This is a genomic window from Dactylosporangium siamense (genome assembly GCF_016862795.1).
GTDB classification, from domain to species: Bacteria; Actinomycetota; Actinomycetes; order Mycobacteriales; family Micromonosporaceae; genus Dactylosporangium; species Dactylosporangium siamense.
This window is the reverse complement of the sequence record NZ_BONQ01000186.1, coordinates 1-11,171: the sequence shown is the minus strand read 5'-3', so window position 1 is coordinate 11,171 and position 11,171 is coordinate 1. Positions and strand designations below refer to the sequence as shown.

Genomic DNA, 11,171 nt, shown 5'->3' with positions numbered 1-11,171 from the left:
GCCACCTGCCGCCCGACGGGGGTGCTGCTGTACGGCACCGCCAATGTGTCCAGTGCCGCACCGGTGACCTGGAACAACTCCTCCTCGGACGCGACGTGGAACACGCCGATCGGCATGCGGTTCGGCAACGCCGGCCAGGTCGGTTGCAACCAGCTGGACATGGCGATGTCCTGGTCGAGTGACAGCATGCCGGCGCTGCGGTCACAGTTGCAGGCCGCGGCAAACGGTGCCCTCGGCAGCCAGATGACGTTCGGCCTGCGCGCCGTCAACGAGACCGACATGATGCAGTGGATGCTGTTCTACCCGTGGAGCGCGGCGTTCGTCATCGAGTACAACCCCGCTCCGAACGCGCCGGCCGGGCTCTGAGCGCGGCGGCAGCGACCACGTGACGTCGGTCCCGCGGCGGCCTCCTCCGGGAACGCCCTGTCCGCGAGGCCCTGACCAGCACAGCACCAACATCGCGGTGGGCCGCCCCATTCCAGGGCGGCCCACCGCCGTGTCCACATCACGGGGGGACTCGGCGACCGGCCGTCCCTGGCGGGCGCGATACCGGCGGCCGGCGGCCCGTAGGCGCGAACGTCTACGCCCCGGCCAGTTTCATGGCTACGTCCAGCTCGTGCAGCTTCTCCGGGGAGCAGACCCCGATCCGCTCGATCAAAGCCTCCTCGGTGACGCTCGCTCCCCACGTGCAGAAGATCGTCCCGTCCTGTGGCAGCGCCACCCGCACGACGCCGTCCTCGGCCAGCCCCTCCGCGGTGCCGAAGAAGACCTCGATGCCGACCGCCCGGGCCGGGCCGGCCTCCTCGACGATCCGGCGCCGGTTGTCGGCGTCGAGCGCCTGATCACCGGAGATGACCACGAACCCGCGCTTCTCGGCCGGCGTGGCCGGGGCGACGATCCGCATGATCTGGAACTGCGGACCGGCACCGCCCGACAGCAGCACCACCGGCCGCTTCTCGTCGAACTCGGCCCACCACAGTTCGCCACGTTCCACCCGGCAATGCTATCGGCCGTCCACGAGCTGGTGGTCACGGAGATGGCGACCGCTGAGACCTGAGATCTGGGGCACTCACGTCGCTTCATCGGGCAGCGGATCGGCTTCTGGGACGCCGAGTTCGGCGTAGATCGCCAGAGCTTGTTGCTGGTGGATCTGTGCGCCGGGATGCCCCAGCGCGGTCAGGCACCCGCTGACTCCGCTGTGAGCATGTGCCTTCGCCACGCGGTACTCAACGGTTGCCGTGATCTCAAGCGTTTGACGGTAGTGGGCCAGCGAAACCTCGTAGTCATGGATGTCGCTGTGGATCGCGCCCAGGACGTTGTGTGTCTCGGCCAGATCCACCGGGTCGGGGATGTCGTGGAGGATGGCGAGTGCCTCACGCGCGTGGTTCAGCGCCTCATGAGGCTGCCCGGATCTTCGGGTCGCCTCCGCGAGCCGGTGCAGATAGTCAGCTTCAAAGCGCCGGTCCTCACCCTGTCGGGCGAGGTCCACGCTCTGGTGCAGCAGCCGGATCGCGCTGTCGTGCTCGCCCAGTCCGCTGTGGGCGGTGCCCCGTCGGCTCAGCACAGCGCTGGCCTGCCGCAGGTTCGCGAATCCGTCGAGAGGAAGCGCCGCCCGATCCGCGGTGTCGATCGCCTCACGGTGACGTCCCAGCCGGCTCAGGGCATCCATGATCACCGTCAGGGCTACCGCTGCACGCCACAGGTCGGCCTGGTCACGGTAGACTTCGAAGCTGCGGGTGCCGTATGTGACGGCATCGGTGAACGAGCCGATCAGGTGGCTCAGGTCGGCCTTGTGAATCAGTGATCGCGCGATGCCGTCGCGATCGCCCGAGTGAGTGGCATTGGCTGTGCCCTGGTTGAGGAAGTCCAGGGCAAGCCGGTATTGGCCCAGCACCTTGTGCATCAAGGAGACGTCCAGCAGGCAGGCGGACTTCACCACGGGCGGGGTCTCGGGTCCGCATGCGGCCAGCGCAATCTTGAACACGTCGAGGCTCGCCGACAGATAGCCGCTCTCGTACAGGAGTGACCCCACATTGCGCGGGAGTTGCCAGCCGACGTCGCCGGCCCCACGCTGCGCCGCGAGCCGGGCGATGGCGAGGAGATTGGCTTGTTCGGCATTGACCCACGACCGAATCTCTGAGGTCTTCGTGAGTCGAGGGACGGCAGTTGGCCGATATCGAGGGCCTGCGCCGAGGCGGGGCCGTCCGGGTGCGTCCAGTTCGGTGGCGATCTGCGTGACATGCAGGTAGTAGTCCAGCAGCCGGTCGAGTGCGGCCGATCGTTGCGCTGCGGGCTCCTCGGCTTCGACGCTGGCCCGGGCGAAGTCGCGCACCAGGTCATGCAGGCGGTACCGGCCAGGGAGGTGCGGTATCAGCAGATGCATGTCGCACAGGGCGTCGAGCAGGTTCTCGGCCTCGTCCACGGTCAGGCCGGCCAGCGCCGCCGCGGCGAAGACGTCGATGTCTGCGCCCGGGTGCACGCCGAGCAGGCGGAACATGCGCTGCTCAGCATCGACAAGGTGCTGATATGACAGGGAAAAGGCGGCGGTGACACCCCTGTCGTCCGACTGCAGCAACCTCGTCCTGCGATGGTCATCGGCAAGCCGCTCGACCAGATCCGAAACTGTCCATTGTGGACGGGTACGCAAGCGGGCCGCGGCAATGGATATCGCGAGTGGTAAATGGCCGCAGAGCTTGACCACTTCGACGACCGTGGTTGGCTCGGCCTCGCAGCGGTCCGGCCCGGCGACCGCCCGGAACAGGGCAACGGCATCGTCCGGGGGCAGCGTGTCCAGCGACAACACTTCCGCACTGTTCAGCCCGGTCAGTCGGCGCCTGCTGGTAATCATGACGGCGCAGCTGGCTGAACCCGGCAACAGTGGCCTGACCTGGGCGGAATTCAACGCATTGTCGAGGACGAGCAGGACACGCCGTCCGGCGAGCTCTCCCCGCCACACAGCGGCCCTCTCATCCAGGCTCTTCGGGATGCGAGCGTCGGGAACCCCGACGGCGCGCAGCAGCACATCGAGGGCCTCCTCAGCCGTCAACGGATCGCGGCCGGCGGTGTGCCCATGCAGGTCTATGAACAGTTGGCCATCAGCGAAGCGCCCCGCGAACCGGTGTGCCGCGTGCACCGCGATGGTCGTCTTGCCGACCCCCGACATCCCGTCGATGGCCTGGATCACCGTCACGCCGCCACTGTCCGCAATGGACATCAGCCGGTCCAGTTCGGCGAGGCGGCCGGTGAAATGCCCGATGTCCCGGGGCAGGTAGTTGCGCTGGAGCGCCTCAGACCGGTGATGCAGCGCTGGATCAGCGGCGAGGATCCGATGATACTGGCTCTGCAGCTCAGGACCCGGGTCCACGCCCAGGTCCTCCGCGATCGTGTGGCGAATCCGCTGGTAGCACACCAGCGACTCGGCGGCCCTTCCGGCACGGTACAGCGCCAGCATCAGCAGGCCGGCGAGCGGCTCACACAACGGATATCGATCGAGTTCCGCGCTCAGCTCGTCGGCGACGACACCATGCGATCCCAGCTCCAGAGAGATCTCGGCCCAGGCGATGACTGCCGACAAGCGCCGTTCCTCGAGCTGTCCCGCGGCAGTCAATGCGGTCCTGCCCCCGACACCCGCGAGGGCGGGCCCGCGCCAGATCGCCAACCCTGCCCGCAACGTCTCGGCTGCGCGCAGCAGATCGTGGCGGGCCCGGGCCGCATGCGCCTCGGCCAGGCATCGTTCGAATCTCCCGGCGTCCACCTGTTCGACCGGGACCCGTAACACGTACCCGGGGCCGACCGCCGCCAGCGCCGCGCCCACAGGTGTACGCCGTAACGCGGACACCGCATTCTGGACCTGTTTACGGGCCGTAACCGGAGGCTCACCATCCCACACGGCGTCCACGAGTTGACTCAACGTGACTACCCGGCCGGCGTTGAGCGCCAGAGTCGCGACGACACGCCGCTGCTTCGTCCCGCCGATCGTGACGTGACCGTCGCCATGCCGTACCTCGAGCGGCCCCAGGATACCGAACTCCATGCCGCCTCCCACCCTCGTCAAGCTCCTGGCGAGTGTACGAGCAGCAGTCCGATCGCGAGGAGACCGATCGAGGACGAAACGATGACGGCACTGGTCACGATGGCACGTGCGAGCAAACTCCACGCCGTACCCGGCATGACTTGCGACGCGCACCGAAGCCGCAGGTAACGGGGGCTCAGTTCGCCGGCGAGATCCGGCGAACTGGGGCAGGTTCTCGGGGCGCGAGGCAGGACGACACACGGAGCGAGCTCGACGGGAATCGGGGTCGACACTCATGTCTCCCGATGGATGCCGGCGAGCGGCTGGACGGCGTGTCCAGCCGCGCCGCCGGTCTGCATGTTCCGGTGCCGCGTCGGTGACCACTTCGGCGGGTACCTTCAACACGGTCATCGGCCCGGTGCACGTATCGCCAGACACCATCGGCCTTGACGTGTGCCTCATCGACGAACGACGCGGAATGCAACAGCACCCGGCGGTCCCCTACCGCAAGGTTCGGGGCACGCTGGTCGGCGCCGGGAGGGCGATCAGGGTGAACCGGCCGGCCAGGTCGGGCAGGATCGTTCGCAGCGCGGTGACCGTCTGTGGCCCCGCGCCGTCATGCAGGAGCACGATCCCGCCGGGACCAGTCTTCGTCAGCACGGTGTGGACGATGGACTGGACCCCCGGGCCGCTCCAGTCCCGCGGGTCGACGGTCCACGAGATCGACGTCATGCCCAGGCCGGCCGCGATGCTCACGATGTCGGGCGACCAGTTGCCGCCGGGGGCGCGGAAGTAGCCGATCACCGCGCCGGGTGCGGCCGCCCGGATCGCGTCGTTGGTGCGTTGCATGTCGGATCTGATCTGATCGGGCGTACGGGTGCGCAGCTTCTCGTCGTGGCTCCACGAGTGGTTGCACAGGGTGTGCCCCTCGGCGACCATCCGCCGGACCATCTCGGCGCGCGCAGCGACCTGCCGGCCGACCATGCAGAAGGTGGCCTTGACGTGGTGCTGGGCCAGCAGGTCCAGCACGGCAGGGGTGTCGTCCCACGGGCCGTCGTCGAAGGTCAGCGCGACCGCGTCCGACCCGGTCTTGCGCACCGTTCCAGCCGGACCGTCGCCGGTCGCGACGACCGGCGACGACGCGGACGGCGAGGCCACGGGGCTCGGCACGCTCGGTTTGACCGTCGGCTCCTGGTGCTCGGCGACCACCGGTGCCGCCGCGACCGGCGTGGCCGCAGGAGGCGCGGGCGGACCGCTGTTGCCGCGGCTGCCGCCGAGCGTCAGGGCCAGGATGGTCAACCCGAGTACGGCGATGCGGCGCAACGGCACGGAGGCACTCCAATTCGGTCCGGTCCCGTCAGGGCTCCACGATGCTACGGAACAGACGGATACCGGAGTCTTTCGGTTGCCGAGGTTCCGGTCGGCGCGGCCGGAAACCTCGGCCGTCGTCACGCGCGGCCGAGGCCAGGAGGACGCCAGCGCTTCCGCCGAGCTCCGAAAGCTGCACGAACAGTCCTGACCGCCCGGACCTGCCCTACCTGGAGCTGGTCGACGTCAGCAAGATCGTGAAGGCGGTCGCGCGGTGGGTCGCCGACCTGCCGGGCTCGCCGACGCTGTTCAACTTCGGCACCGCACACACCCAGATGTCCTCATGGGCCTGCACGACCCGTCGGCATCATGCTCCTCGCGGGCGCGGTCACGGACGCCCGGCGGGTGACGACCGCTGTCGCCGCACCCATCGCGCCCGCAGTGTGCAACCGGTCGATCGGGGGCGATACGGTGCCGGTCATGACTGCTTCGGGGAAAGACACTACGCCCGGCGGTGCCGCCTCGGACGCCCTGCGCGACGCCGCCCGTCTCGTGTCCGAGCACGGGCCGGCCGGCTGGCGCACGGCGACGCTGTCGGTCGATCTGGTCGCCCGTGGTCACGGCGGCGAGGGTGTGCGGTACCTCGCTGAGGACGGCACCGGCCTGTACAACCCCGCGATGGGTCACGCGGCGGTCGGCGCGCCGATGCTGGAGCTGTTCTCCCGGCTCGTCGAGGGCACCTCGTTCCGGCAGGTCCTGGTGCACCTGACGGTCGACGCCGACGGCGAGTTCGACGCGGTGGCCCGCTTCGGGCTGCGCGAGTCGAGCGTCGGGCGCTCCTGGACCGTGCGGCTGCGCGCCGGCCGGCCGCCGGAGACGCTCGACCCCGAGCCCGTCGTGCTGGATCCCACGTGCGCCGGCGATCCCGACCGTGCGGTCGCGCTGCTGCTGGAGCAGGCCGGCGGCGACCTTCCTCCGGGCGCGACCGAGGATGAGATCGCGGCCGCGGAGGCGAAGCTGGGCCACCGGCTGCCGCCGGACCTGCGGGCGTTGTTCGCGCTCGCCGACGGCGGCGGCACCGTCGACGGCTGGCACCGGTACCCGCTCGCCGAGGTCACCGGCATGCACGAGATCACCTCGGCCCCGGCCGAAGCCACCTGGCCGGACGCGTGGGACCGGGTCGTCCTCGACGCCGACCCGGCCGGCACGGTCCGCCGGGCCAGCGGCCACCCCGGCTGGATCCCGATCGCCGACGACGCCGGCGGCAACTTCCTCGCCGTCGACCTCGCCCCGGCCCGGCACGGCCGGCCGGGCCAGGTCATCAACGTCGGCGTCGACTGGAGCACCCGGCCCGGCTACGTCGCCGACTCGGTCACCGCGCTGCTGGCCGGCCCGCCCCGCCGCACCCACCCGCGGCCCGACCTGCGCCTGGAGCAGCGCGGCGGCGCCATCGACCTCGAACCGCTGCGGCAACTGCCCGACGTGCAGGAACTGCGCCTGTACTACGGCACCGTGAACACCGCGGAGCTCGCCGGGCTGCACCGGCTGCGGCTGCTGGCGATGACCGCCCCGGCGGACCTCACGCCGCTGGCGGCGCTGCCGCTGGAGCACCTCATGGTGAACGCGGCATCGGACCTGGCGCCGCTGGCCGGCCACCCGACGCTGCGATCACTGGCCCTGCTGGAGGGTGCCACCCCGGGCGACCTGACCCCGCTGCGCACCGTCGCGCACCTGCACGGGCTGTCCCTCGCCCGCGCCGGCGTCGCCGACCTCGCCGTCCTGGCCGACCTGCCGGCCGTGCGGTACCTGGAGCTGACGTTCGAGCAGTGGCAGCGGCTGCGTCCGCTGATGGACCGCCTGGACCTGCACGCGGCCACCCTCGCCGGCGGCCCGACACCCCGGCAGGCCATCGCCTGGCGGGCCCTCTTCGACGCCGACCCGGCCGAGACCACCCGGCGCACCAGGTCCGCCCGCGGCCGCCTCTGACGCGGCGCCGGCGGCCTCGAGCACATCGTGGCCGGCGGGACGTTCCCCCTGACGGAACGGCGGATCCGGACCGCCGGCGGCTGCTCGGCCGGCTGACCGGCGGCCACTGGGTGCTGCCGCCACGGTCCGCCTGACCGTGGCCCTGTGGTCAGTGCACGAACATGGGAGCGTCGGTGACTGGAGGGCGCCCGCCTGGCAGTGCGGCCGCCAGGAGCAGCGCGGCGGCCGCGGCGACGACCGCGGCGACGGCGTAGGCGTCGGTGAAGCCGGCCGTGGAGACCGCTGACGCCGGGCCCGATGTCAGGTCGGAGGCGGCGATCGAGGACGCGATCGCCACGCCGAGCGCGGCACCGAGCTCGTGGCCGGTGTTCAGCACGCCGGACGCACTGCCCGCCTCGTGCCCTTCCACGCGGGTCATCACCGAGGTGGACGCGGTGACGAAGCCGGCGCCGAGCCCGGCGGCGGCGAGGACGAATCCGGGCAGGACGGCGGTCACCGGGTCGTCGTGGATCGATACCCGGGTCAGCAGGCCGAAGCCGGCCGACGCGACGGCGAAGGCGACGAACGCCACCGGGCGGGCACCGAAGCGGCGCAGGCCGTGCGCGGTCAGGTGGGCCGACCCGACCGTTGCCACCGTGACCGGCAGGAAGAGCAGGCCTGTCCGCAGCGCGGAATAGCCGAACACGTGCTGGGCGACCGTCGAGGTGAGGAAGAACCCGGCGATGAGCAGCCCTGACGCGACCAGCATGACGGCGTTGCCCGCGACGACCGGCCAGCGCCGCAGCAGCGCGGTGGGCAGCAACGGTGCGCGGACCGACCGCTGGAGCGCGGTGGCTGCCGCGCCTGCCACCGTGGCACCGGCGATCGGCAGCCAGGTAGCGGTCGCGGTCCAGCCGGTGTTCCCGGCCTGGACCAGACCGTAGATGAGCAGACCGGCTGTGGCCGTCAGCAGCAGTGCTCCCGGGACGTCCACCCGGCCCGGGTAGCGCGGCGACCGCGGGACCACGACGGACACCGCGACGGCGACCGCCGCACCGATCGGCACGTTGACGAAGAACACCCAGCTCCAGCCAGGGCCGGACACCAGCAGTCCGCCGATGAGGACGCCTGCGGCGGCTCCGGCGCCGCCGACGGCACCCCACACCGCGAGGGCCTTGTGCCGGCGGGGTCCGTGGAACATGGTGCTGACGATCGACAGCGCGGCCGGCGAAAGCAGCGCCGCACCGGCCCCCTGCGCCGCCCGTGCTCCGAGGATGATCCCGGTGTCGCCGGCGAGACCCGCCAGCAGCGACGCCGCCGTGAACGCCGTCAAGCCGGCCAGGAAGACGCGTCGGCGCCCCAGCATGTCGGCGAGGCGGCCGCCGAGGATGAGCAGGCCACCGAAGCAGAGGGTGTACGCGGTCACGACCCAGGTGGCCGCCGTGCGGGTCAGGTCGAGGTCGCTCGACATCTGCGGCAACGCCACGTTCACCACCGTGACGTCGAGGATGACCATGAACTGCGCCAGGCACAGCAGCACCAGAACGGCCCAGCTGCTGCGGTGAACGGTGTCCGGCTGTTGAAGTTCCATGACTGCCTCTCATAAGTCGTACACTGCTGTACGGCTTACGGTAGTCCCTGCCGATCGTTAAACTGAACATGTGTGTTCGACTTCTCAGGTGCTGACCGATCACCGGCGCACGGTCGGATGCGGCATGCTGGACGGCAGCGACGACATGGAGGACCCGGTGGCAGGGACGAAGGCCGCGGACGGCAAGGACCAGGCGGGCGGCTCGCGTGGGCGCCGCGCCGACGCGCAGCGAAATGTGAGCGCGATCCTCGAGGCCGCTCAGGAGCTCCTGTCCACGGACCCGACCGCGAGCATGCAGGAGGTGGCCCGCGCCGCCGGGGTCGGGCGGGTGACGCTGTACAGCCACTTCGGTTCCCGGACCGAGCTCCTGGACGCGGTCTTCACCCGGGTGATGGCCGAAGCCGATCGGGCCCTGGCCGATGTCGACCTCACCGGCGACGAGCCGCAGGCGCTGGCCCGGCTCGTCAGGTCTTCATGGCGGATCGTCCAACAGTCCCGGCTGCTGCTCTTCGCCGCGCAGCTGGAGCTGCCGCAGGGCCAGATCCGTGAGCACCACGACAGGGCGCTGGAGCGGGTCGAGAGCCTGATCAGGCGCGGCCGGCGCAACAGGACGTTCCGGACGGACCTGCCGACGTCCTGGCTGGTGACCGTCTTCTACAGCGTGATCCACGGGGCGGCCGACGAGATCAACGCCGGCCGGCTCACCGTCGAGCGGGCACCGAACCTGATCACAGCAACGCTGCTGTCAGCATTCGCGCCACCCGTACCAGCCACCTGACGTCAGTCGAGGTGGAGCTCCTCTCCTCTTGAGTTCCAGATCCTGGTGACGCCATCCCCCACCACGATGCTGTCGCGCTCGTACAGGACGACACCCGATATTTCGGAGGCAGTGGCCGGAAGTTCTACGGTGTAGAAATCCCCCGGGGCGATCGGGAACTCGTAGGCCAACGGCTCCAGCCGCAGCGTCACGGTCCTGCCCGTTACTGATGATGCGATCCTCAGGAGCATCAACGCATCATCCTCCGGAACAGTCCAGGTTCACCGGTCCCGGGAGTCGTGGGTGGTTCGACCGTCCAGGACGGTGAGGACCACCCGGTGCTGGAACTGCCGGGCCGGGAAGGGGGTGTTCGACGACCGGCTGAACCCGTCGGCCGGGTCGACGCGCCACGGGGCGCGGCGCACGACGCAGAAGGTGGCGGGGCCGCCGGCCACGATCGGGCGGCCGGCCTGGCCGTCGACGCGGCCGATCTCGGCCGGGCGGGTCGACAGCACGCGGGCGACCGTCGCCCAGTCGACGGTGGTGCCGGACGTGCAGACCTCGGCGGTGACGGCGAGAGCGGTCTCCAGGGCGGTGAGGCCGAACGCGGCGTCCTGCCACGAGCCGGTCTTGGTGCGGGCGGGGTGCGGCGCGTGGTCGGTGGCGACGATGTCGATGGTGCCGTCGAGCAGCGCGGCGCGGACCGCGTGGACGTCGTGGGCGGCGCGCAGCGGCGGGTTCACCTTCAGCGCGGGGCCGTGCCGCACCGCGTCCGCGTCGGTCAGCACGAGGTGGTGGGGGGTGACCTCGGCGGTCACCGGAAGGCCGGCGCGCCGGGCCGCGCGGACGAGGTCCACGGCGCCGGCGGTGGAGACGTGGCACACGTGCAGGTGGCCGCCGGTCGCGGCGGCCAGCGCGAGGTCGCGGCCGATGACGGCCAGCTCACCCTCGGGCGGCCAGCCGGGCACACCGAGGGCGGCGGCCACGCGGGCGTTCACCACACCGTCGCGGACGATCGACGCGCTCTGTGCGTGCTGGGCGAAGACGGTGCCGTGGCGCGCGGACGCGCGCAGCAGGGCCAGGACGAGGGCGGCGTCGTCGACGCAGCGGCCGTCGTCGGAGAACACGGTGACGCCGGCGTCGGCGAGGCGGTCCACGTCCACCAGGTCGTGGCCGGCGAGGCCGATCGTCGCGGCGGCGACCGGGTGGACCCGGGCGGCGGCGGTCCGGGCCCACTCGCGCACCTGCTCGACGCGGTCGGCGGTGTCGGTGACCGGCGACGTGTTGGCCATCGCGAAGACGTCGGTGAAGCCGCCGGCCGCCGCCGCCCGGGTGCCCGAGTCGATGGTCTCGGCCTCCTCGTTGCCCGGCTGCCGCAGGTGGGTGTGCAGGTCGACCAGGCCGGGCAGGACCACGTCGGTGTCCGGGCCGGGCGACCCGGCGACGGGCGTGACGGCCTCGATCCGGGCGCCGCGGACGTACACATCGACGAGGCCCGGGCGGCCCGCGACGACGACACCGGCCAGGCGCAGCTCACG

The 11,171-nt window shown here is 71.2% G+C and carries 9 protein-coding genes; 3 read left to right on the top strand and 6 right to left on the bottom strand.

Annotated features, from left to right (window positions below):
- On the top strand, window positions 1-366 hold a 366-nt coding region (locus Dsi01nite_RS53850; protein ID WP_203854296.1), incomplete at its 5' end, for a hypothetical protein.
- Between the two features lie 214 nt (window positions 367-580).
- On the opposite strand, the gene Dsi01nite_RS53845 is transcribed toward Dsi01nite_RS53850, so the two are convergent.
- The 3 genes from Dsi01nite_RS53845 to Dsi01nite_RS53835 form a co-directional block, all read right to left on the bottom strand.
- Window positions 581-994 carry a putative type II toxin-antitoxin system PemK/MazF family toxin gene (locus tag Dsi01nite_RS53845; RefSeq protein ID WP_203854295.1) on the bottom strand — a complete coding sequence of 138 codons (414 nt, stop codon included), beginning with the start codon at window positions 992-994 and terminating at the stop codon, window positions 581-583.
- Window positions 995-1,069: 75 nt separating this feature from the next.
- Window positions 1,070-4,033 carry an AfsR/SARP family transcriptional regulator gene (locus Dsi01nite_RS53840; RefSeq protein ID WP_203854294.1) on the bottom strand — a complete coding sequence of 988 codons (2,964 nt, stop codon included), beginning with the start codon at window positions 4,031-4,033 and terminating at the stop codon, window positions 1,070-1,072.
- 480 nt (window positions 4,034-4,513) lie between these two features.
- Complete coding sequence (locus tag Dsi01nite_RS53835) at window positions 4,514-5,341, bottom strand: polysaccharide deacetylase family protein (protein ID WP_239137171.1); 828 nt, start codon at window positions 5,339-5,341, stop codon at window positions 4,514-4,516.
- A 459-nt stretch (window positions 5,342-5,800) separates the two neighbouring features.
- Here Dsi01nite_RS53835 and Dsi01nite_RS53830 point away from each other — a divergent pair, with 459 nt between their 5' ends.
- The gene (locus Dsi01nite_RS53830) at window positions 5,801-7,306 is read left to right on the top strand and encodes an SMI1/KNR4 family protein (RefSeq protein ID WP_203854293.1); all 1,506 of its coding nucleotides are present in this window, start codon (window positions 5,801-5,803) and stop codon (window positions 7,304-7,306) included.
- Window positions 7,307-7,454: 148 nt separating this feature from the next.
- On the opposite strand, the gene Dsi01nite_RS53825 is transcribed toward Dsi01nite_RS53830, so the two are convergent.
- Window positions 7,455-8,876, bottom strand: coding sequence for an MFS transporter (locus Dsi01nite_RS53825; RefSeq protein WP_203854292.1), 1,422 nt, complete (start codon window positions 8,874-8,876; stop codon window positions 7,455-7,457).
- A gap of 88 nt (window positions 8,877-8,964) precedes the next feature.
- Here Dsi01nite_RS53825 and Dsi01nite_RS53820 point away from each other — a divergent pair, with 88 nt between their 5' ends.
- Window positions 8,965-9,654: a TetR/AcrR family transcriptional regulator gene (locus Dsi01nite_RS53820; RefSeq protein WP_239137169.1), complete on the top strand. Its 690-nt coding sequence runs from the start codon at window positions 8,965-8,967 to the stop codon at window positions 9,652-9,654.
- Window positions 9,655-9,656: 2 nt separating this feature from the next.
- Here Dsi01nite_RS53820 and Dsi01nite_RS53815 read toward each other — a convergent pair whose 3' ends face one another.
- Together Dsi01nite_RS53815 and Dsi01nite_RS53810 are read right to left on the bottom strand one after the other, a co-directional pair.
- Window positions 9,657-9,884 (bottom strand): hypothetical protein, encoded by a 228-nt coding sequence (locus tag Dsi01nite_RS53815; protein ID WP_203854291.1) that lies wholly within the window; start codon window positions 9,882-9,884, stop codon window positions 9,657-9,659.
- 30 nt (window positions 9,885-9,914) lie between these two features.
- Window positions 9,915-11,171 (bottom strand): dihydroorotase (locus Dsi01nite_RS53810; protein ID WP_203854290.1); only part of this gene is annotated, 1,257 nt, incomplete at its 5' end.